The organism is Streptomyces sp. NPDC044044, from assembly GCF_056434405.1.
Window position 1 is genome coordinate 750971 of record NZ_JBWKFG010000001.1, and the last position, 19318, is coordinate 770288.

24 protein-coding genes are annotated in these 19318 nt (G+C 70.6%); 12 read left to right on the plus strand and 12 right to left on the minus strand.

Annotated elements, in window-relative coordinates; genetic code table 11:
- Positions 1-73: 73 nt before the first annotated feature.
- Positions 74-511, minus strand: a complete 438-nt coding sequence (locus AC07AG_RS03570; protein WP_478751400.1) for a glutaredoxin domain-containing protein — start codon at positions 509-511, stop codon at positions 74-76.
- Positions 512-628: 117 nt separating this feature from the next.
- On the opposite strand from AC07AG_RS03570, the gene AC07AG_RS03575 reads away from it, so the two are divergent.
- Both AC07AG_RS03575 and AC07AG_RS03580 read left to right on the plus strand, forming a co-directional pair.
- Positions 629-1111 carry a MarR family winged helix-turn-helix transcriptional regulator gene (locus AC07AG_RS03575; protein ID WP_478751402.1) on the plus strand — a complete coding sequence of 161 codons (483 nt, stop codon included), beginning with the start codon at positions 629-631 and terminating at the stop codon, positions 1109-1111.
- Positions 1108-1614: a MarR family transcriptional regulator gene (locus tag AC07AG_RS03580; RefSeq protein WP_478751404.1), complete on the plus strand. Its 507-nt coding sequence runs from the start codon at positions 1108-1110 to the stop codon at positions 1612-1614. Before AC07AG_RS03575 ends, AC07AG_RS03580 begins: the two co-directional genes overlap by 4 nt.
- Positions 1615-1670: 56 nt before the next feature.
- Here the strand turns inward: AC07AG_RS03580 and AC07AG_RS03585 are convergent, their stop codons facing one another.
- A complete protein-coding gene (locus tag AC07AG_RS03585) occupies positions 1671-2660 on the minus strand; it encodes a helix-turn-helix transcriptional regulator (protein ID WP_478751406.1) in 990 nt (329 codons plus the stop codon).
- A gap of 142 nt (positions 2661-2802) precedes the next feature.
- On the opposite strand from AC07AG_RS03585, the gene AC07AG_RS03590 reads away from it, so the two are divergent.
- Entirely contained in the window at positions 2803-3201 is a 399-nt protein-coding gene (locus AC07AG_RS03590) for a VOC family protein (RefSeq protein ID WP_478751408.1), read from the plus strand.
- Between the two features lie 13 nt (positions 3202-3214).
- Here AC07AG_RS03590 and AC07AG_RS03595 read toward each other — a convergent pair whose 3' ends face one another.
- Positions 3215-4078, minus strand: coding sequence for an alpha/beta fold hydrolase (locus AC07AG_RS03595; RefSeq protein ID WP_478751410.1), 864 nt, complete (start codon positions 4076-4078; stop codon positions 3215-3217).
- Positions 4075-4698: a TetR/AcrR family transcriptional regulator gene (locus tag AC07AG_RS03600; RefSeq protein ID WP_478751412.1), complete on the minus strand. Its 624-nt coding sequence runs from the start codon at positions 4696-4698 to the stop codon at positions 4075-4077. The genes AC07AG_RS03595 and AC07AG_RS03600 overlap by 4 nt, the downstream gene beginning before the upstream one ends.
- Before the next feature lie 172 nt (positions 4699-4870).
- Here AC07AG_RS03600 and AC07AG_RS03605 point away from each other — a divergent pair, with 172 nt between their 5' ends.
- Entirely contained in the window at positions 4871-5326 is a 456-nt protein-coding gene (locus AC07AG_RS03605) for a hypothetical protein (RefSeq protein WP_478751413.1), read from the plus strand.
- A gap of 35 nt (positions 5327-5361) precedes the next feature.
- Here AC07AG_RS03605 and AC07AG_RS03610 read toward each other — a convergent pair whose 3' ends face one another.
- The 6 genes from AC07AG_RS03610 to AC07AG_RS03635 all read right to left on the minus strand — a co-directional run bounded on the left by AC07AG_RS03610 (position 5362) and on the right by AC07AG_RS03635 (position 10603).
- Positions 5362-6102 (minus strand): alpha/beta hydrolase, encoded by a 741-nt coding sequence (locus tag AC07AG_RS03610; protein ID WP_478751415.1) that lies wholly within the window; start codon positions 6100-6102, stop codon positions 5362-5364.
- 95 nt (positions 6103-6197) lie between these two features.
- Positions 6198-7049 (minus strand): RNA polymerase sigma factor SigJ, encoded by an 852-nt coding sequence (gene sigJ, locus AC07AG_RS03615; protein WP_478751417.1) that lies wholly within the window; start codon positions 7047-7049, stop codon positions 6198-6200.
- Positions 7046-7624, minus strand: a complete 579-nt coding sequence (locus AC07AG_RS03620; protein ID WP_478751419.1) for a carboxymuconolactone decarboxylase family protein — start codon at positions 7622-7624, stop codon at positions 7046-7048. The genes sigJ and AC07AG_RS03620 overlap by 4 nt, the downstream gene beginning before the upstream one ends.
- Positions 7625-7726: 102 nt before the next feature.
- Entirely contained in the window at positions 7727-9142 is a 1416-nt protein-coding gene (locus tag AC07AG_RS03625) for an AMP-binding protein (protein ID WP_478751421.1), read from the minus strand.
- A 171-nt stretch (positions 9143-9313) separates the two neighbouring features.
- On the minus strand, positions 9314-9847 hold the full coding sequence (locus AC07AG_RS03630; RefSeq protein ID WP_478751423.1) for a DinB family protein: 534 nt from the start codon (positions 9845-9847) through the stop codon (positions 9314-9316).
- Between the two features lie 75 nt (positions 9848-9922).
- On the minus strand, positions 9923-10603 hold the full coding sequence (locus tag AC07AG_RS03635) for an SAM-dependent methyltransferase (RefSeq protein WP_478751425.1): 681 nt from the start codon (positions 10601-10603) through the stop codon (positions 9923-9925).
- 202 nt (positions 10604-10805) lie between these two features.
- On the opposite strand from AC07AG_RS03635, the gene AC07AG_RS03640 reads away from it, so the two are divergent.
- Both AC07AG_RS03640 and AC07AG_RS03645 read left to right on the plus strand, forming a co-directional pair.
- Complete coding sequence (locus AC07AG_RS03640; protein WP_478751426.1) at positions 10806-11414, plus strand: helix-turn-helix domain-containing protein; 609 nt, start codon at positions 10806-10808, stop codon at positions 11412-11414.
- Positions 11415-11481: 67 nt separating this feature from the next.
- Entirely contained in the window at positions 11482-12507 is a 1026-nt protein-coding gene (locus AC07AG_RS03645) for an endonuclease/exonuclease/phosphatase family protein (protein WP_478751428.1), read from the plus strand.
- Here the strand turns inward: AC07AG_RS03645 and AC07AG_RS03650 are convergent.
- Entirely contained in the window at positions 12504-13199 is a 696-nt protein-coding gene (locus tag AC07AG_RS03650; RefSeq protein WP_478751430.1) for a TetR/AcrR family transcriptional regulator, read from the minus strand. The genes AC07AG_RS03645 and AC07AG_RS03650 overlap by 4 nt on opposite strands.
- A gap of 209 nt (positions 13200-13408) precedes the next feature.
- Here AC07AG_RS03650 and AC07AG_RS03655 point away from each other — a divergent pair, with 209 nt between their 5' ends.
- The 4 genes from AC07AG_RS03655 to AC07AG_RS03670 all read left to right on the plus strand — a co-directional run bounded on the left by AC07AG_RS03655 (position 13409) and on the right by AC07AG_RS03670 (position 16707).
- Positions 13409-14542, plus strand: a complete 1134-nt coding sequence (locus AC07AG_RS03655) for an FAD-dependent oxidoreductase (RefSeq protein WP_478751432.1) — start codon at positions 13409-13411, stop codon at positions 14540-14542.
- A gap of 85 nt (positions 14543-14627) precedes the next feature.
- Complete coding sequence (locus tag AC07AG_RS03660; protein ID WP_478751434.1) at positions 14628-15647, plus strand: Gfo/Idh/MocA family protein; 1020 nt, start codon at positions 14628-14630, stop codon at positions 15645-15647.
- A gap of 197 nt (positions 15648-15844) precedes the next feature.
- Entirely contained in the window at positions 15845-16306 is a 462-nt protein-coding gene (locus AC07AG_RS03665; protein WP_478751436.1) for an OsmC family protein, read from the plus strand.
- Positions 16303-16707 carry an ACT domain-containing protein gene (locus tag AC07AG_RS03670; RefSeq protein WP_478751438.1) on the plus strand — a complete coding sequence of 135 codons (405 nt, stop codon included), beginning with the start codon at positions 16303-16305 and terminating at the stop codon, positions 16705-16707. Before AC07AG_RS03665 ends, AC07AG_RS03670 begins: the two co-directional genes overlap by 4 nt.
- Positions 16708-16768: 61 nt before the next feature.
- Here AC07AG_RS03670 and AC07AG_RS03675 read toward each other — a convergent pair whose 3' ends face one another.
- Positions 16769-17797 (minus strand): NADP-dependent oxidoreductase, encoded by a 1029-nt coding sequence (locus tag AC07AG_RS03675; RefSeq protein ID WP_478751439.1) that lies wholly within the window; start codon positions 17795-17797, stop codon positions 16769-16771.
- A gap of 69 nt (positions 17798-17866) precedes the next feature.
- Between AC07AG_RS03675 and AC07AG_RS03680 the strand changes: the two genes are divergently transcribed.
- Positions 17867-18862 carry a GlxA family transcriptional regulator gene (locus AC07AG_RS03680; RefSeq protein WP_478751441.1) on the plus strand — a complete coding sequence of 332 codons (996 nt, stop codon included), beginning with the start codon at positions 17867-17869 and terminating at the stop codon, positions 18860-18862.
- Between the two features lie 129 nt (positions 18863-18991).
- The gene (locus tag AC07AG_RS03685; protein ID WP_478751443.1) at positions 18992-19156 is read left to right on the plus strand and encodes a hypothetical protein; all 165 of its coding nucleotides are present in this window, start codon (positions 18992-18994) and stop codon (positions 19154-19156) included.
- Positions 19157-19318: the final 162 nt, after the last annotated feature.

Genomic DNA, 19318 nt, shown 5'->3' on the forward strand with positions numbered 1-19318 from the left:
ACGACAGGGCGACCATAACGCGGCCTGCCACCACTCTGTTCGGCGTTCGAGGGAACCACGGTGCCCCTCCTGATCAAGCGAAAGGCAAGAGCTGTTCGCGCACCCATGCGGGATCGGGGTTGACATGAGGTCGGCCCGCCACGACGACCGTCGGCACGGTCTCATTGCCGCCGTTGGCTACCCTCACCGCTGCGGCTCCGGCCGGGTCACGCCAGATGTCGACCCAGTGCAACTGGCGGGCACGGCGCCCCAATCGCAAGCGCAGCCGCAGGCAGTACGTGCAGCCTGGCCGCCAGAAGACGACCGGCCGGCCATCGACCGCGCTGCGGCGCTGAGCCTCCGCCGCACTGATCGACCTCGGGAAGACCATCGACGAGTACGCGGCCGCGAGCAGCACGAACACCAACAGGAACGTGGCGGCCGACCCGGGGCTCCCCCTGAAGGCCAGCCCAGTCGCGACGACTGCGCCGCAGAGCACGAACAGCATCGGCAATATCCAGGCGCGCATCATGAAGCCGCAGGTTAGCGGCGGGCCGGGATCACCGCGGCTTCGGGCCACCCAACAGCCGGGCCTGACGGCCCTTCCCGATAGTAGCCATGTACATAGTAGCCATGTACTGTAAGTCGAGTGAGTTCAGCAACTGAAGGTGCCACGGCGGGATTTCTGGTCTGGCGCTTGTCGATGAAGTGGCGAGTGGCCGTCGACCGGGCGGTCGCGCCGCTGGGCCTGACCCATGCCCAGTACGCATTGATGGCGTCGCTCTACGGCATGTCGCGCTCCGGGTTGCAGCCCAGTCAGCGCGGGCTCGCCGACCACACGGGCCTCGAACCGCTCTACGTGTCCAAGCTCGCCCGCGCCCTGGAGTCCGCCGGACTCGTCGCCCGGACCCGGGATCCGAACGACCCGCGCGCCATGCAACTGTCGCTCACCGAGCAGGGACGCGACGTCACACGCCGCGCGATCAAGGTGGTCCAGGGCCTCCTCGACCAGTTGCTCGAGCCGCTCGGGGGCCAAGACAGCACCCGCACACGGCAGTTCACCCGCGAACTGACAACCCTGCTCGACGCACCTCTCAATCCGCATACCGAGAACGACGAGGAGCAGTCATGACCACCACACCCACACCCACACCCACACCCAGCACCACACCCGCCACCGCACCGACCACCGCACCCACAACCAATGGCCGGGTCATTGCCCTGGCGCACTACGCCGGGCGTGCCCTCCTGGAGGGCGTACTGGTCCGCCATGGCGCCACGTTCCACCAGAGTGTGACGCTCCGGGCCCTCGTGGCCGCGGGCGAGTCCGTGGACCGCGACGAGCTTGTCGCGGAGGTCGACGGATACCTGAAGACCGGGGAGTCGGTCGTGCGTGGCGTCGTCGAGGAGCTGACGGCGGCGAAGCTCGTGGAACTCGTGGAAGGGGATCCGGCGCAGGCGTCCCGGCTGCGGGTCACGGATGCCGGGCGGGAGCTGCACGACACCACCGGCGCCGAGACCGCCGAGATCTCCGCCCGGCTGTACGCGGGCATTCCGGCCGATGACCTGGCGGTCGCGGGCCGCGTGCTGACGCTGCTCACGGAGCGCGCGAACGCCGAGTTGGCCGGCGTCTGAGGTTCTGTGTCCGGCCTCGCACGGCCGCTGCGGGTGTGCGAGGCGCGGGCTCGGCGTCAGGTCTGACGGGCACGCTCCGCGAGGCGGTCCGAGAACGCGATGACGAGGTCACGCAGTTCGTCGGGGCGTTCGACGGTGAACGGCCGGTCGAGGGAGGCGAGCAGCGGAGGCAGCCAGTCGAGCCGCTCCGCCCGTACTTCGACGAGCAGCCAGTCCTCGGTCGCAGGATCCGTGCCCGCCGCGGACGCGGGCGCCTCCACGCTCGCGACGCTCGCGGGAAATCGGGCGCGGATCTGCTCGACCGTCCCGTGGATCCGCAAGGTCACCTCGTGCCGGTACGCCGCCGTGGCGAACCCGGTCAGGACGTGCCGCGTCGGGTCCGGTCCGTCGGGTGGGTCGAACGACCCGGGCAGAGCTCTGGCGTCCGTGATGCGGTCGAGCCGGAAGGTCCGGTCCTCCGCGATTCCGGGGTCCGCCCCGGTGACGTACCACCGGCCCGAGTGGGCCACGACCCCGTACGGGTGCAGGGTGCGGGCGCTGCGTCGGCCGTCGCGGTCGGTGTATCCGATCTGGACCGGTCGGCGGTGGCGTACCGCATCGGCGATCGCGAGCAGGACCTCCGCGTCCGGGGTGTCGAACTCGCCGGGCGGTTCCGTGAAGGCGAGTGACTCCAGGACCGAGTCGACTCGGCGGGCGAGGCGCTCGGGCAGCACCCGCCGGATCTTGGCCGTTGCCGTCTCGCTCGCGGTGGCTGTCGTCGTCGTCAACCCCGCTCGGCGGCCGGCGACCAGGCCGAGCAGCACGGCGATCGCCTCGTCGTCGCTGAGCATGAGCGGCGGCAGCCGATAGCCGGGTGCGAGGCGGTAGCCGCCGTAACGGCCGCGTACGGCCTCGACGGGCACGTCGAGATCGGTCAGCTGATTCACGTACCGACGCACGGTGCGTGCGTCGACGCCGAGCCGCTCGGCGAGTTCGGCCATCGTCCGGGTGCCGCCCGACTGCAGCAGTTCCAGGAGGGTGAGCACACGGCCGGTGGGTCGGGACATGTTCCGAGGCTAGCGCGAATAGTGGACCGATTCTGTCCACTATTTGTTCTAGCGTGCGTGGCGCAAGGGATGCACCCATCCACCGAGGGGCTGCATCCATCCACGCAAGGGCTCCACCCCTCCAGGGAGAACAGAGAACACCATGGACTTCGTCTCGATCCGGATCATCACCGGCGACGCCGCACGCCTCGTCACGTTCTACGAGAAGGTCACCGGGGTGCAGGCGACCTGGTTCACCGAGGACTTCGCCGAACTCAAGACCCCCAGCGCCACGCTCGCCATCGCAAGCACCCGTACGGTCCCGCTGTTCGCGCCGGGTTCGTCCCGCCCTGCCGAGAACCACAGCGTGATCCTCGAATTCCTCGTGGACGACGTGGACCGCGTGCACGAGAACCTGACGGGGATCGTCACCGACTTCGTCAACGAGCCCACCACGATGCCCTGGGGCAACCGGTCGCTGCTGTTCCGCGACCCCGACGGCAACCTCGTCAACTTCTTCACGCCGGTCACCCCGGCGGCGATCGAGAAGTTCGCCCGCTGATTCCGGCGGAGGCTCACGCGCACTCGATCCCTTCCAGGAACGGGACGATCGCATGGATGAAGTGGTCGTTGCGATCGCCGGCCACCATGTGCCCCGCGTCGACCACATCGACGCGCCGAGCGTGGGGCACCCGGTCGCAGAACTCCTGGGCGATGTCCTCGCGCACCACGTCGCTGATCCCGCCGCGGACGAGCTGGATCGGTACGCCGGCGTGACGCGCGGCGTCGAGCAGGCGCTCCGCCATGCCGGGCGGGTCCATCCGTCCCTCGAAGCTGTCCAGCATCCGGGGGTCCCAGTGCCAGACCCAGCGGTCGCCGTGGCGTCGCAGGTTGTTCCGTATCCTCTCGGGGGCCTGGGGAGGTGGGCGATGCGGCAGGTAGGCGGCCACCGCGGCGGCCGCATCCGCGACACTGGCGAACCCGTCCGGCCTGCCGCGCATGAACTCGACGATCCGGCGCGCCCCGCCGGGGTCCGGTCGATGGGCGACGTCGACAAGCACCAGAGCGCGAACCGCCGCCCTGGGCGTCTCTCCGGCGGCGAGCAGCGAACTCAGGCCGCCGAGCGAGGCACCGATCAGCACGGGCCGGCCGCCGAGTTCGGCGACGAGGGCACGGACGTCCCCGGCGAACAGGTCAAGGGCGTAGTCACCGTCGGGCGACCATCCGCTGGTGCCGTGCCCGCGCAGGTCGGGGGCGATGACCCGCCACCCCAGCGCGGCCAGCCGAGGGCCGGTCCTGTCCCAGGCGTGCCGCGTCTGGCCGCCGCCGTGCAGCAGGAGAAGAGGGGGCGACGACGCCTCGCCCCACACATCCGCGGTGAGCAGGATCCCGCCGTGGCCGACGAAGGTCCGGGGGCGCGGCGGCGCGCCGGCCGTCATGCCGCGCCTCGGGTGCGCAGGGGCGCCAACAGCTGGTCGCGGCAGGGGTCCGCAGCCGCCGCGGCGAGCGCGACGTCAAGCCCGAGCAGCGCACGTGCGAGGAACCGGTCGTCATCGATGAGGGCGGCGACCCACTGATGCAGCGCGCCCACGCACGAGGTGCCGACAACTGTGGCCAACGCGTCCATGTCGATGTCGGTGCGCAGGAGGCCCTGTGTCTGTGCATCCGCCATCGCCCGTCGCAGCTGGGTGAGGGGACTGCGGTCGAGCACGAGGCCGCTTTCCTCCCACTCACGCACCATGCGACGCGACACCACCGGGTCGTCCACGAACAGCCCGACGGTCGACCTGACGACCTCCCGCGCGTCACTGGCTCCCATCGAGGCCAGGCGGCGCTCGAGTTCGTCCATGAACCCGGCGGCGAGCGCCTCCCAGATCTTGTCGCGCGGCCCGATCAGGTTGTACACGGTGGCCGGGGCGACCTCCGCCCGCTCGGCGATCCGCTCGGTGCTGATCACCGACTCCGGGTCCTCACGCAGGAGTTCGCGCGTCGCATCGAGAATCCGGCGCCGTCGCTGGGCCTTGTGCCGTTCACGCAGCCCTTCTTCGGCCGTCTGCATTCGAGCACGCCCCTTCGCTGAAATTTAGAGAGCTCTCTAAATTTAGAGGTCCCTCTGGATGTGTCAAGGGGCGGCGTCGGCCGCAGCGATGAGTGCCTGCCCGTCGCGATGAGTTCCTGCGCTCCGGGCGGTCTGCCACGGACAAGACCACTTCAGCCCCAGGGAGACCACCATGAGCGAGAACCAGACACCGCCCACCCCCTCTGAGCCGAGCACGAAGGTGCGGGCGCTGGACTGCCTGGTCGGAAGCTGGCGGGTCAGCGGCGGAGTCGAAGGCACGGTCACATACGAGTGGGCGGCGGGGAAGTTCTTCCTCCTCCAGCACATCGACCTCCACCAGGACGGCATGGACATCCGGGGTCTGGAAGTCATCGGTCACCTCTTCAACCCGTTCGCGGGGCATGAGGGACCCAGTGAGGACGTGTGGTCCCGGTTCTACGACAACCACGGGAACACGCTCGACTACGTCTACGAGATCGAGGGCGACACCTTGACCATCTGGGGCGGCGAGAAGGGGGCACCCGCCTATATGCGCGGCACCTTCGACGCCGACGGCGACGTCATGGAGAGCGAATGGGTCTACCCGGGCGGCGGAGGCTACAAGTCGACCATGACCCGCATCAACTGACCCTGTGCGAGGGCGAACCGGTTCTAGAACTGGTCCTAGAACTGGTCCTGTTCACGGGTGAGCGGTGGCACCGCGCCGGCTATGGCGCGGGCCGTCTCTCGTCCGAGCTCCGCCACGTAAGGGTCGGTCGCCGGCAGGCATCGTTGTGCCGGGGGCTCGTACGCGCAGCCCAGCACCCCGGCGTGGTCGGCGGTGGGCTCGGACAGTTGTGAGTTCCAGCCGTGTGCGAGCAGGGCGTCGTGCAGTTCGCGAGAGGATGCGCAGGGCACGACGGTGTCCGTGGTGCCGTGCACGAGCCGTACGGGCACCGGTGCCACCGCGCGGTCAACTGCCTGGAGGGGCACGGTGTCGGTGGTGCGTGCCGGACGCCGGTAGCCGCCCGCGATGCCGACCACCGCGGCGGGCCGCCAGCCGTCGAAGAGTTCCGGCTGCAGGGCCACGCCCATCGCGGCGCTCGCCCCCGCCGACCATCCGGCGAGGATCAGTCGTCCGCGTCCGTCGGTGGCATCGCGTACGTAGTCGCGGCCGAACCCCAAGGCGTCGGTGAGGTGTTCCCAGCCGCCGTCGGGCCGGTCCGAACGCCAGTCGGGGACAAGGACGGTGGGGCCCAACTCGGAGATCGCCCTGGCCAGCGGGGCCAGCACGTCCCGCTCGTCGGGTCCCATGCCGTGCCACAGCAGCACATGCCGATCGTCCTGCCGACCAGAGGTGTAGATGTCGAGGAGTTTGCTGTCGCTGCCGGTGGCGTAACGCACCGTTCGGGTCGTAATCCTCAAGTCTCTTCCTCCAAGCAGGCGAGGCCGCGCAGGAACCCACAGTCTGCCCTTCGCCATGGCTTTGCGCGGCCTCGGTCCTACTCACGGCCTCGGTCCTACCTCGCGAGCTCGGCCGGCTCCTCCAGCCGCGTCAGCTTCCGCGGGTTCGCCACCGCGTGGATCCGGGTGACCCGGCCGTTCTCCACGACGACGCTCACCGCGGCCAGTTGGCCGTCGGCCTCGATCCGGCCGGCGGGCGCGCCATTGATCCACACGGCCGACACCATCCGGTCCGGTCGCGCGAGCAACGACGCGACGAGTTCCGCGCCGTGGAGGGGAGTCCGGGCCGCGGATGCGAGCCCGCCGCCGTCGGCGATCAGGATCACGTCCGGTGCCAGGACCTCCATCAGCTCCTGCACCTGCCCGGAGCGCAACGCGGCCAGGAACCGTTCCACCACTGTCTGCTGCTCCGACCGGCTCACCTGAACCCGGGGCCGCCGGGCCGCCACGTGCTCGCGTGCCCTGCGTGCGGTCTGCCGCACCGCGGCCGCGGACTTGCCGATGGCGTCGGCGATCTCGCCGTACGGCAACTCGAAGACCTCGCGGAGCACGAACACGGCCCGCTCCGTCGGCCCGAGGGTCTCAAGGACGGTCAGCAGCGCGATCGAGACGCTCTCCGCGAGTTCGACGTCCTCGGCGACATCGGGGCTCGTGAGGAGCGGTTCCGGAAGCCACTCGCCGACATAGTCCTCGCGGCTGCGCGCCAACGTACGCAACCGGTTGAGCGCCTGCCGCGTGACGATCCGCACCAGATAGGCCCGCGGGTCACGCACCTGAGCCTGGGCGACATCGGCCCATCGCAGCCAGGACTCCTGCAGTACGTCCTCCGCGTCGGCCCCCGACCCGAGCATCTCGTAGGCGACCGTGAACAGCAGGCTGCGATGGGCCACGAACGGGTCCTCGATCATGCGGTCGACGCCATGCCGGACGCCCCGGGACGCCCCGCCAGCGGAATCTCGCAGGCATCGGAGAATCCCTGCGAGGTGACGCCGTTCGCCACGTTGGCCCTGGTCGCGAGGTTCACATAGGCGATGAGTGCGGTGAGTTCGACCATCGCCGCCGGGCCGAGCCGCTCCAGCAGACGTGCGTACTGCTCGTCGGTGACGGTCGGCGGTGTGTCCGTCATGGACTCGGCGTACTCCATCACGTCCCGCTCAAGGGAGGTGAACACGTCCGACTGCCGCCAGCGCGGCACCTGGCTCGCCTTGGACAGGTCCAGGTTCTCGTTCCGCGCCTGGAAGTAGCCGACGTCGAGGCACCAACTGCAGCCGACCTGTGCCGCGACGGCCATGTGCGCGAAGGACTTGAGGCTCGCGTCCGCAGCGTCCCAGGCGCCCACCTTGGCCCCGAACTCCAGGTTGTCCTGAGCGAGTTGGGGGTTGTGCCACAGCACCTCGACGTTCTCGGGCACGGCACCGAGCTGCTTGATCATGTTTTCAACGAGCTCGGAGGGGAGCTCGGCTTTCGGGAGACGTGGTGTCATGGCGTACTCCTTGCACGGGTGTCTGCTTGCCTGTTCGGCATGAAGACACCGGCGGCCCTCCGGATGTGACAACCGGGTTCGGCCACGCCTCCCGAACGACCCCTACCGCACGCGGCCTTCGACGACGAGGTTGCCGTCGTCGGTGAGGTGGGCGATGTCGCCGGTCTTGTGGAAACCGTCGGGGGTGAAGGCGCCGACGTTCAGATCGGGGGCCTTGTAGTAGCCGCGCAGGGTGTAGGGGCCGCGTGTCCGGAGCTGCCCGGGAGTTCCCACCGGTACTTCGGTGCCGTCCGGGCCGGTGATGCGGATCTCGTCCCCGGGCGAGAGGGGGCGGCCCTGCGTGTGCTGGATGACGTCGTCGGTGTCGGTGAGGCGGGTGAGGGAGAGCACTCCCTCGGCCAGCTCGAAGACCTGTTGGAGGCGGCAGCCGAGGGCCTTGTGGAGGCCGGCCACGAGTTCGGGATCGTGACCCGCACCGTCGATCTGGACGAGGCGCAGGCTGGAGAGGTCGTACTTGCTGTCGGGAAGGGCGTCGAGCCACTGACGTGCGGCGCCGGGGTCCAGGGACGTGACGGTGACCTTCTCGGTCTCGATCGCGCGGAAGGCATCGGCGGAGCCGGACTCAGATTCGGAGCCGGACTCAGATTCGGAGCCGGAGTCGGAGTCGGAGTCGGAGCCGGTGTCGGAGCCGGTGTCGGAGCCAGGGGCGTCGATCAGCACGACGGTGCCGCCGGTGGCGAGCGTGCCGACGATGCCTGGACAGCCGAAGGCGAAGTTGGACTCGGTGGGGAGGGCCGAGAGGTAGACGTCTTCGGGACCGAGGCCGATCAGCTCGGCCGCGGCCCGGGTCTGGTACGCGTAGTCGTTGTGGGTGCGCGGGACCAGATGGGGTGAGGCCGTGCTCTCGCCCGACGGCAGGAGGAACGCGACGTCGTTGGGGTCGTACGCGCGCTCCGGATCCATCGGAGCGTCCACGGAGCTGAGAGGGAAGAACAGGCAACCGCTGGCAGCGGTGGAGAAGCCTCCCTGGTCGCCGTCGGGGCTGTCGAGAGTGAAGGCGCGGCGCAGGCGCGGATGGTCGTTGCTGACCTGCTCGACCATCTTGGCGTGGTCGAAGCCGCGGTGGAGGCTGGGGCCGATGTAGGCGGCCGCCTCGGTGATGTGGGCGAGGTGCCCGATCTCGTCGGCGCGGCAAGAGGTGGACGCGAACACCGGGAGGGCCCCGGCCCGCATGAGGGCGTAGACGGTGACGACGAACTCGGGCACGTTCGGGAGCTGGACGATGACCCGGTCGCCCGCGCGCATGCCCCGGAGCGTGAGCCCGGCAGCCAGGCGGTCGACGCGGCGGTTCAGCTCGCGGTAGGTGAGGCGGCGTTCGCCGTGGACGAGGGCGGTGCGGGTGCCGTACGTGCGGGCGTGCTCGGCCAGGAGCTGGGGCAGGGCTGCGCCCCGGTAGTACCCCTGGTCGTAGTAGCGGCCGAGGGTCTCGGGCAGGTGCGGGGTGCAGCCGTCCAGCATGGGTTCAGACTCCGTCCGGGTGCCGAGTGAGGAATTCGATCACGGCGGCTCAGACTTCCATGCCGGGTGCGGAGGCGACAACCAACATATGTTTCCCTTCCGAGACTTGGCCGTGGGCCGTGGGCCGTGTGCATGTGCCCCGCCCCCTGCACGTACGCGATCGGGATGCCTTCAGCGGCCGGTGGATCCGTCGATCTGCTCGCGGAGGATGTCTGCGTGGCCGGCATGGCGGCCGGTCTCCTCGATCATGTGCACCAGGACCCATCGCATCGACGGCGCAGGCCCCCGGCGCGGCGGTCGCGGGGCGGGAAGTGTCAGGTCCGGGCAGGCGTCGATGACCTGGTTCGCCCGCTCGACGGTCCTCCGGTAGTCGGCGAGCACACCGTCGACGGTGTCCTGCGGGGAGGGCCGCATGGTCGCGGGCCACTGATCGACGTCCTCACCGAGGAAGTAGAACCGTTCGACGCACGCCAGATGCTTGAGCAGCCCGAGCAAGCTCGTGCCCGAGGGCACTCCGCCCGTTCGGACTTGTGGTTCCGGCACGTCCGCGACCTTGGCGGCGACCGAGTCCCGCAGATGGTCGAGGATGCCCCGCACAGTGGCCTTCTCGTCGGCTACCTCGTCGGCTCCCTTGTCGGCGCCGGTCCGCGGTGGTCCGGCGTCCTTCGCCCGAGTCCGAGGTGGCTGCGCACGGTTTCCTGGCATCGAGTCGCTCCGCTCCGACGTGACGTCGTGTGGGTGTGGTGCGGTGCGGGAGGTCATGGGGCGGTCACGTGGCGGTCATTCGGCGGTGCGTCGGAAGAGCAGGACGTTGTCGATGACGGTGGCGGTCTCACCGGCGGGTCCGGTGGCCTGCCGACGGGGCATGTCGGCGCGCAGGACGGACCAGTGCGCCGGGTCGAGATCGAGTTCGGCGGCGATCTCGGCGGGTGCGGGGTGGTGGTTGTCGGCGTCCTGGTTCCATGACCAGGGTGCTGTGGAGCCGTGGTCGACGATCAGGAGGAGACCTCCCGGCCGCAGGGACCGTGCGGCGGTGCGCAGGACCCGGCTGCGGGCCAGCGCGAACGGGGTGTGGAAGTACTGGGCGGACACGAGATCGAACCGTCCGGCCGGGAAGCTGCGGGCCAGATCGTGCTGTTCGGCGGTGACCCGGTCCAGGATGCCGAGGTCGCGGGCGCGTTCCCGCACGCGCTCCACGGCGGTGGCGGAGATGTCCACGGCGGTGACCTGCCAGCCCTGCTGGGCGAGCCAGACGGCGTCGCCGCCGGCGCCGCAGCCCAGATCCAGGGCGGTGCCGGGATCCAGCGGTGCGGCGGTCTCGGCGAGCAGCGGGTTCACGCGTCCGCCACCGGTGCGTTGCGTCCGGTAGTGCCGCTCCCAGAACAGCGCGGCTTCCTCGCTCGCTGCGCCCTGGTCGCCCGTGGTGTCGGGGGAGGGGTGTCGGCGTCGGGTGGATTCCATGAGGGTGCCCTTCGTCGGCCGGTGTGCGGAGAGCGATTCCGATACGCGCCTTCGCCACCGGCGGTGTATCCACAGCATCGGCACCGCTGTTTCACCCTTGCAAGAAAAGTTGCGGATCCGCATCATCGAGCATGGGCCAAGGCCTGGAGCAGGCATGGACGAAGGCATGGAGCAAGGCGTGGAACGAGGGATGGACCAAGGCATGGAACGAGACGTGGATCCAGGCACGAACAACTCCGCAGAGGCAGCGGACGTCCTGGCCGGAGTCGGGCCGCGATTGCGCGCCCTGCGCCAGGCGCAGGGCGCCACACTGGCGGCGCTCGCAGACGAGACCGGCCTCACCGCGAGCACCCTGTCCCGCCTGGAGAACGGCAAGCTCCGTCCCACACTTGAGCAACTACTGCCCCTGGCCCGGGCGCACGGCGTCCCGCTCGACGACCTCGTCGCGGCGCCGCCCACCGGCGACCCGCGCGTCCACCTGCGACCAGTGCGGCGTTCAGGCCTTGTGATGGTGCCGCTGACCAGGCGGGCCGGCGGTATCCAGGCCTACAAGGTGATCTATCCGCCCGCGGGCCGGCCGCCCACCTTGAAGCTGCAGACCCACGAGGGATACGAGTGGTTCTACGTCCTCAACGGCCACGTCAGGTTTGTGCTCGGCGAGCAGGAGTTCCAGCTCGGCCCGGGGGAAGCCGCGGAGTTCGACACTCGCGTCCCGCACTGGATCGGCAGCGCCGACAGCCAACCGGCGGAACTGCTCGCCCTGTTCGGCGCGCAGGGAGAGCGCGCACATCTCGCACCGTCCAGCCACTGACGCCAACCCCCTGCGGGATCCGCGGTGATCGCCGACCGTACTCTGGCGAGAGGAAGCGGGAGGGATCATGGGTACTGCTGTGTGCACGGGTCGCGCGGCCGAGGAGAAGCGGGGCACCGACCGCCGCGGACCCAGGTGGGCACGGCTCGGCTGTGGCGCGCTGCTCGCCCTGCTTCTCGCCCTGATTGTCGTACGGCTGACAGGGCTCGACGCGGGAACTCCGCTCGCCGTGCCGGTGGTTCTCTTCCCCTATGCCGCCGTACTCGGCGTGCTCGCCCTGGCCGCCACCCTCGTCATCCCCGCTCTGCGTTCTCGCCGGCTGGTCATCGGCGCCGCACTGCTCACAGCGGCCCACCTTGTGCTGCTGGTGCCGCGGTTCATCCCGGACGACCGGCAGCACATCCCGGCGCAGGCACCCGAGTTGCGTGTGGCCACCCTCAACACCCATGTGGGCAGGGAGGACGCGCGTGCGCTGGTACGGCTGGTGAAGTCCGAACGGATAGACGTCCTGGCCGTGCAGGAGTTGCCGTCCGCCGGGATCGCCGCGCTCGCCGAAGCCGGCATGAACAAGGTTCTGCCGTACGAGGAGCTCCACCCCGAGAACGACTCCTCGTTCTACTCACGGATTCCGCTGACGCGCGGCGGCCCAGTCCGGGCGGACACCGCCTGGCCCCAGACCACCGCTCAGGTGACGGTCGGTGGACGCGCCGTACGGCTGGTGGCCGTTCACACCTACTACCCGCTCGGTGACGCGAAGCGCTGGACGCGGGACATGACCGCCCTCACCTCCGTCGCCCGCGACAGCGGCCCCGACACCGTGTTCCTGGGCGATTTCAACGCCTCTCTCGACCACGCGCCGATGCGCGACCTGCTCGCTTCGGGCGGGCTCACGGACACGCATGCCGAACTCGGCGACGGCTGGGCTCGGACCTGGCCCGCGGGCAGGGGCCTGTTGCCGCCGCTCGTCCAGCTCGACCACGTCTTGCACGGCCCCGGCCTCGCGGGCATCTCGGTCGCGGAGCGGACCGTACCTGGCACCGACCACCGGGCGGTCGTCGCGACGCTGGCACTGCTGCCCGCGGATGCCGACTAGGAAGGCTCCGGGCCGGTCGGCTCCTGAAGGGCGGTGATTCCGGTGAGGACGAGGTCGATGCCGGCGAGGAACTCCGTCCGGTCGTCGTGATCGCGTAGTTGGTCCGCGACGTCACGGGTGAACGCGAACGCGTCGGGGTCGAGGTTCTCCCATGCTGTCGCGGCGGCGTCGAGGAACTCGGTCCGGTTGGTGCCCGGCTGGACTCCGCGGGCGTTGGCCGCGTTCTGGCCGCCCACTCCGAGGATGTAGTTCAGGAGCGCGGATGCGGCGGTGAACTGGGCGGCGCGGGGGACTCCGAGCGCTTGGACCTGGCGTCCGAGGTGTTCGAAGACGCGCAGCATCGGTGACTGCGACGGGGTCCGGGAGATCTGCGAGCCGATCCACGGGTGGACGTCGATCGCGTCGAAGACGCCGAGTGCGAGGGCCCGGATCGCTTCCTGCGGCGTCGTGGCCGCGGTGTCGGCGCGCATGGTGTCGGCGACGACGGCGTCGGTGGCGGCATTGAGGAGTTCGTTCTTGCCCGTCACGTGCCAGTAGATGGCACCGGGCCCCGTGGCGAGGCGCTCGGCCAGTGCGCGGAACGTGAGCCCGCCCTCGCCCGCCGTGTCGAGAAGCTCGATGGCGGCCTCGACGATGCGCTCCCGGGAGAGCGGTTCCTCTCGTCGCTCTGGACGACGTGTCCTGGTTGCCATGGGCACATCCTGACACATGCCTGGAACGCTGTTCCAGCTTGACATCCGTGGAACGCCGTTCCAGTGTGGTTGTGGAACAACGTTCCAGACGTGACTCGCCGGGCATCCACTCGCCCGGCACGCATCCACTCGCCGGGCATCCACTCGCGGGGCACGCATCCACTGGCCCGGCATCCACCCGGCAGGCGTGCCACAGGAAAGGAACCACCATGACCATCGACGTCACGATCATCGGCGCGGGGCTCGGGGGGCTGACCCTCGCCCGCGTCCTGCACCTGCACGGCATCCCGGCCACGGTCTACGAGGCGGAGGCCTCACCGACGGCGCGCTCGCAGGGAGGGATGCTCGACATCCACGAGGACAACGGCCAGCCGGCTCTGCGGGCGGCAGGCCTGACCGACGAGTTCCACGGCCTCATCCTGGAGGGCCGCGAGGCGATGCGCGTCCTGGACTCGGACGGGACCGTTCTGTTCGACGACGACAGCACGCGCGGACGCCCCGAGGTGCAGCGCGGCGAGCTGCGACAGATCCTGCTCGACTCGCTCCCGGCCGGCACCGTCCGCTGGGGCCGCAAGGTCACAAGCACCCGTGCCCTCGGCGAGGGCCGCCACGAGGTGAGCTTCGCCGACGGCACCTCGGTCGTCACGAGCCTGCTGGTCGGCGCGGACGGCGCGTGGTCGCGGGTGCGGCCGCTGCTCACCGATGTGACCCCCGAGTACATCGGCAGTTCGTACGTCGAGACCTACCTGCTCGACGGCGACAACCGGCACCCGGCCAGCGCGAAAGCGGTCGGCGGCGGGTCGCTGTTCGTGCTCGCGCCGGGGAAGGGGATCTCCGTGCACCGGGAGAGCGGCGGGAACCTGCACTCCTACGTGGCGCTCTCCAAGTCACAGGACTGGTTCGCCGGGATCGACTTCACCGATGCCGACGCGGCCGCCGCGCGGGTCGTGAAGGAGTTCGACGGCTGGGCCCCGGAGCTCACCGCGCTGATCACCGACGGCGAGACCGCGCCGGTCCTGCGCACCCTCAACGCCCTGCCCGTCGGGCTCCGGTGGGATCGGGTGCCGGGGGTGACGCTGATCGGCGACGCCGCCCACCTCGCGGCCCCGAACGGCGAAGGGGCCAACCTGGCGATGTACGACGGCGCCGAACTCGGCAAGGCCCTGGCCGCGCACCCCGAAGACGTCGGGGCCGCGCTCACCGAGTACGAGCAGGCCATGTTCCCCCGCAGCGAGGCCGCCGCAGCCGACGGCGCCGACCTTCACGAGCTCCTCTTCGGAGACAACGCACCGCACGGCCTGATCGACATGTTCACCGGACACGACGTCGCCCCTGCCCGCTGACGTTGACGGTGCGACGGAATGGGGGTTCCCTCGCGGGAGATGCGGTGCGGGAGATTCCCCCGCCGGGAGGGGAGACATCCCAGTCATGGCACTTCAGCGAGGACTCGGTGTGGCCGTCATCGGCACGGGGAAGATGGGCGCGGACCATGTGCGCCGGCTCCATGACGTCATCAGCGGAGCGCGGGTGACGGCGGTCGTCGACATCGAGGCGGACCGGGCGAAGTCGCTCGCCGACGCGATCGAAGGGTGCACGGCCTACACCGAACCGGCGGCCGCCATCGCCGCGGAAGACGTGGACGCCGTACTCATCGCCTCGCCCGGCCCCGCCCACGAGGCGGCCCTGATCGAAGCGCTCGGCCGTGATCTGCCGGTCCTGTGCGAGAAGCCGATGACTCCGGACATGGCGTCCGCCCTGCGGGTCCTCGATGCGGAGCAGCGGCTGGGGTGCCGGCGCGTCTCGGTGGGCTTCATGCGGCGCTTCGACGCCGAGTACGTCAAGCTCAAAAGGCTCCTCGACAGCGGGGAGTTGGGCGCGGCGCTGATGCTGCACCAGCGGCACCGCAACCTGACGATGCCGCCCGGGTTCACCGACGCGATGCTCATCAGCAGTTCGGTCGCCCACGAGGTGGACGCGACCCGCTGGCTGCTCGGCCAGGAGATCACGGCGGTCACCGTGCACAAGCCCGCGGCGTCGTCGCACGCCCCGGCCGGTATGAACGACCCTCAGTTCGTCCTCTTCGAGACCTCGGCGGGCGCGCTCGTCGACGTCGAGATCTTCGGCCACTGCGGTTACGGATACCAGGTGCAGGCCGAGGCGGTCTGCGAGCGGGGCACCGTCCGGATCGGGGACGAGCCGGGGCCCCGGGTGAGCGCCGATGGCCGCTGGGGAGGCCGGGTCCCTCCGGACTACATCGAGCGCTTCGAGGACGCCTACGACCGCGAGGTGCAGGCCTGGGTGGATGCCACCCGCCGGGGCGAGACCACCGGAGCGTCCGCCTGGGACGGCTATGCGGCCGCGGCCGTGTGCGAGGCGGGCGTGGCCTCTCAGCGGGAGGGCGGGCGCGTGGAGGTCGCGCTGGTCGAGCGACCCGCGTTCTATTCGTAGACCGTGCGGCTAGGGGGAGCGGGCGGCACGGGGGCGGCGCCGCCCGCTAGGTCGCGCTCGGGCTCTCCGAGCGCTCTGTGCACTCCGCGCGCTCCGCGCCAGGGCGTGCGCCGCGCGGTGCCGATTGCCGCACGGTCCACGGATGCGACGACGACGCTTCGGCCGGTGCCGAAGCTTCCCGGCCCTACGGTGCGGCCATGAGCACCCACACGCACGCCTACCGGGCCCGCCTGCACTGGGACGGCTCCACCGCCGTCGGGATCCGCGCCTACTCACGCGACCACACCGCCCACGCCGAGCCCGCTCCCCAGATCGACCTCAGCGCGGATGCGGCCTTCCGCGGCAACCCTGACCGGCTCAACCCCGAACAGCTCGTGGTGATGGCCGCCTCGTCGTGCCAGATGCTGTCCTTCCTCGGCACCGCCGCCCGCGCCGGGGTGGACGTGCTCGCCTACGACGACGAGGCCACCAGTCACCTCGACCTGACCGCGCGGCCCGCCCGCCTGGCCGCGATCCGCCTGCACGTGACCGTCAGGGCTGCCGCAGGGACCGACCCGGCCACGGTCCAGGAGCTCGCCGTGCAGGCTCATCGCGACTGCTACATCGCCAACAGTCTGTCCGTCCCTGTCGAGGTCACGACCACCGTGGTGACCTCGTGAGCGCGCGCCTGCAGGACCTTGAGGTGCACTTGCCCGACCGGCCCGGCGCGCTGGCCGACCTCGGCCAGGCGCTCGGCGGCCGTGGGGTGAGCCTGGAAGGCGGTGGCGTGTTCACGCACGACGGGCGGGCCGTCGCGCACTACCTCGTCGACAACGGCCCCGCGGCCCTGGCCGCTGTCGTCGCCGCGAGGCTCGGCCCCGCCGTCGTGCGCGACGTGGCCATGACCAGGCTCGACCAGGAGAAACCCGGACAACTCGGCGAGCTGACACGCCTGTTGGGCGATGCAGGGGTCAACGTCCGCGTCCAGTACAGCGATCACGCCGGCAATCTCGTCCTGCTCGCGGCCGACGAGCACACCGCCCTGTGCCGTGACGTCCTCGATCGGTGGGAGCGGGGCTGACGTGCCGGGCCTGCAGACCGCCCCCGGCCGATGCGTCGGCCGGGGGCGGGGGAGGGGGCGCCTACGGGCGGACCGTGAGCACCAGCTTCCCCGTGACGCGGCCCGTCTCGCCCTGCGCGTGCGCCTTGGCGGCGTCGGCGAGCGGGTACGTGTCCGAGACGTGGACGCGCAGTTGTCCGGACTCGGCCAGCGCCGCGACCGCCGTCATGCCCGCCTGGTCGTGCTCCACCAGCATGTCCGTGGCCCGCACGCCCAACGCGGCCGCGCGCTCGGCCACGTCGCCGAAGTCGCCCGGCAGGATCGACACCAGGATGCCGCCGGGCCGCAGCACCTCGAGGGAGCGCAGCCGGTCATCGCCGCCCAGCGGGTCGAGGACCACGTCGATGTCGCGGGCCTCCTTCACGAAGTCGGCGTTGCGGTAGTCGATGACCTCGTCGGCGCCAAGACCACGTACGAAGTCGTGCTTGGCGGCGGAGGCCGTGCCGATGACGTACGCGCCGCGTGCCTTGGCGATCTGCACCGCGACATGGCCCACGCCGCCGGCCGCCGCGTGCACGAGGACCCGCTGCCCCGCCTCCACGTGGGCGTTGTCGACGAGCGCCTGCCAGGCGGTGAGCGCGACAAGCGGCAGCGCCCCGGCCTCGATGTGGCTCAGCCCGGCGGGCCTCGGCACGAAGGCGCGGGTGGGCCCGGTCACGTACTCGGCGTGCGAACCGGCCCCGTACGGGTAGGGCAGCATGCCGAACACCTCGTCGCCCGGCTGGAACAGCGAGACGCCGATGCCGACCGCCTCGACGACGCCCGACACGTCCCAGCCGAGCGTGAACGGCGGCTCGCCCAGGAAGGCGCCGAACCTGCGGTGCTTCCAGTCGGTCGGGTTCACGCCCGCCGCGTGCACGGCCACGAGGATCTGACCGACGCCGGGCTTCGGGCGCGCGACCTCGACATCCTTCAGGACGTCGGGATCACCCAGGGTGTCCTGGCGGACGGCCTTCATGGTCGGTTCGTACGACGAGGTCGACGAGGGCGACGAGGACGGCGAGGGCGACTTGCTCGGCTCTGCGGGCTGGGAAGCGGTGTTCTTGGTCATGGGTCCAGCGTGCGGCACCGGCTTGACCTGGGCAATGGCAAGATTGCCATTCAGCGATAGGATCGTGCCATGGCTTCGATGGAATTCCTCGCCGACCGCCCGCACCGCGTGGTCGTCCTCGCGCTCGACGGCGTCTACCCCTTCGAGCTGGGCATCCCGAACCGCGTCTTCCCGCTGGTCCCCGGGGGGTACGAGGTGGTGACCTGCGCGGCGACGGACGACCGCACGGTGGCCACCAACGCCGACTTCACCATCACCGTCGGGCACGGCCCCGAGGCGCTGGAGAGCGCGGACACGGTGGTCCTGCCGCCCTACGACCTGCAGCGCATCACCGCCGAACTGTCGGATCCCGTGCGCGACGCGCTCGCCCGGATCAGGCCCGGCACGCGGTTCGTCTCCATCTGCACGGGGGCGTTCACGCTCGCCGCGGCGGGACTGCTCGACGGGCGGCCCGCGACGACGCACTGGGCGCTCGCGGACCACTTCCGGCAGATGTTCCCCCATGTCGCCCTGGATCCCGACGTGTTGTTCGTCGACGACGGCGACGTGCTCACCTCGGCGGGCGCCGCGTCCGGAGTCGACGTGTGCCTGCACGTGGTGCGCTCCGACCACGGCAGCGCGGTCGCCAACCGGGTCGCACGGCACTGCGTGGTGCCGCCGTGGCGGGAGGGCGGCCAGGCCCAGTACATCGAGCAGCCGATACCGGACGAGGGTGCCACCGGCACCGCCGCCACCCGTGTCTGGGCCCTGGAACACCTCGACCGGCCGCTCTCCCTGCGGGAGTTGGCGGACCACGCCCGGATGAGCCCGCGCACCTTCGCGCGCCGCTTCCAGGAGGAGACGGGCACAAGTCCCGGCCGGTGGCTGATCCAGCAGCGGGTGCACCGGGCCAGGCACCTCCTCGAGTCCAGCGACCTGCCGGTCGACCGGATCGCGGCGGAGGTCGGTTTCGCCACCGGGACATCGCTGCGCCAGCACTTGCAGGCGGCCATCGGGGTGTCGCCGCAGGTGTACCGGAAGACGTTCCAGGCGGGGGCGGTGGTCGGCGGGGTCGGCGGCGCCTAGGTGATTTCGCCTCGGAAGTGGCCTCTGACCTGGGCCGACAGTACATGTATCGGCCAGCTTTCAGAGGTGGGGTTGCACTGGATGCGTTACCGCACGCAAGGGTGCGTGCACCGAAAGTGAGGATCGATCATGGGTAACCGCCAGACCCCGCAGGACAAGAAGCGCGCCGCTCGCGCCCAGGAGCGCAGCAAGCAGGCTCCCCGTCGTCAGGACGAGCAGACCGAGGTCGAGAGGGGCGAGAAGAACCAGCGCCCCGAGCCCGGACGCAAGCCCGGCGGCGACCTGGACTTCTAGGGCTGGCGGGCCCTGACCGCGGCGCCTCACCCGACCCCTGACGGGGGGGTGGGGCGTCGCGGTTTTCCATGGGGGCGTGGGGGCGCGCCCCCACGCCCCCAGCCGCGATGGTTGCCCATTCCGCGCGAGTACGGCACAAAAGTCCGCCGAAGCGCCCCGCGC

What these genes read in the sequence shown, in the direction of transcription:
- AC07AG_RS03685 (WP_478751443.1), top strand. Translation starts at nt 18,992, where the DNA reads ATGGGTAACCGCCAGACCCCGCAGGACAAGAAGCGCGCCGCTCGCGCC.
- AC07AG_RS03620 (WP_478751419.1), bottom strand. Translation starts at nt 7,624, where the DNA reads ATGACACCACGTCTCCCGAAAGCCGAGCTCCCCTCCGAGCTCGTTGAA.
- AC07AG_RS03680 (WP_478751441.1), top strand. Translation starts at nt 17,867, where the DNA reads ATGGCTTCGATGGAATTCCTCGCCGACCGCCCGCACCGCGTGGTCGTC.
- AC07AG_RS03570 (WP_478751400.1), bottom strand. Translation starts at nt 511, where the DNA reads ATGATGCGCGCCTGGATATTGCCGATGCTGTTCGTGCTCTGCGGCGCA.
- AC07AG_RS03645 (WP_478751428.1), top strand. Translation starts at nt 11,482, where the DNA reads ATGGGTACTGCTGTGTGCACGGGTCGCGCGGCCGAGGAGAAGCGGGGC.
- AC07AG_RS03665 (WP_478751436.1), top strand. Translation starts at nt 15,845, where the DNA reads ATGAGCACCCACACGCACGCCTACCGGGCCCGCCTGCACTGGGACGGC.
- AC07AG_RS03640 (WP_478751426.1), top strand. Translation starts at nt 10,806, where the DNA reads ATGGAACGAGACGTGGATCCAGGCACGAACAACTCCGCAGAGGCAGCG.
- AC07AG_RS03585 (WP_478751406.1), bottom strand. Translation starts at nt 2,660, where the DNA reads ATGTCCCGACCCACCGGCCGTGTGCTCACCCTCCTGGAACTGCTGCAG.
- AC07AG_RS03675 (WP_478751439.1), bottom strand. Translation starts at nt 17,797, where the DNA reads ATGACCAAGAACACCGCTTCCCAGCCCGCAGAGCCGAGCAAGTCGCCC.
- AC07AG_RS03605 (WP_478751413.1), top strand. Translation starts at nt 4,871, where the DNA reads ATGAGCGAGAACCAGACACCGCCCACCCCCTCTGAGCCGAGCACGAAG.
- AC07AG_RS03655 (WP_478751432.1), top strand. Translation starts at nt 13,409, where the DNA reads ATGACCATCGACGTCACGATCATCGGCGCGGGGCTCGGGGGGCTGACC.
- AC07AG_RS03635 (WP_478751425.1), bottom strand. Translation starts at nt 10,603, where the DNA reads ATGGAATCCACCCGACGCCGACACCCCTCCCCCGACACCACGGGCGAC.
- AC07AG_RS03660 (WP_478751434.1), top strand. Translation starts at nt 14,628, where the DNA reads ATGGCACTTCAGCGAGGACTCGGTGTGGCCGTCATCGGCACGGGGAAG.
- AC07AG_RS03630 (WP_478751423.1), bottom strand. Translation starts at nt 9,847, where the DNA reads ATGCCAGGAAACCGTGCGCAGCCACCTCGGACTCGGGCGAAGGACGCC.
- AC07AG_RS03625 (WP_478751421.1), bottom strand. Translation starts at nt 9,142, where the DNA reads ATGCTGGACGGCTGCACCCCGCACCTGCCCGAGACCCTCGGCCGCTAC.
- AC07AG_RS03600 (WP_478751412.1), bottom strand. Translation starts at nt 4,698, where the DNA reads ATGCAGACGGCCGAAGAAGGGCTGCGTGAACGGCACAAGGCCCAGCGA.
- AC07AG_RS03590 (WP_478751408.1), top strand. Translation starts at nt 2,803, where the DNA reads ATGGACTTCGTCTCGATCCGGATCATCACCGGCGACGCCGCACGCCTC.
- AC07AG_RS03580 (WP_478751404.1), top strand. Translation starts at nt 1,108, where the DNA reads ATGACCACCACACCCACACCCACACCCACACCCAGCACCACACCCGCC.
- AC07AG_RS03595 (WP_478751410.1), bottom strand. Translation starts at nt 4,078, where the DNA reads ATGACGGCCGGCGCGCCGCCGCGCCCCCGGACCTTCGTCGGCCACGGC.
- sigJ (WP_478751417.1), bottom strand. Translation starts at nt 7,049, where the DNA reads ATGATCGAGGACCCGTTCGTGGCCCATCGCAGCCTGCTGTTCACGGTC.
- AC07AG_RS03650 (WP_478751430.1), bottom strand. Translation starts at nt 13,199, where the DNA reads ATGGCAACCAGGACACGTCGTCCAGAGCGACGAGAGGAACCGCTCTCC.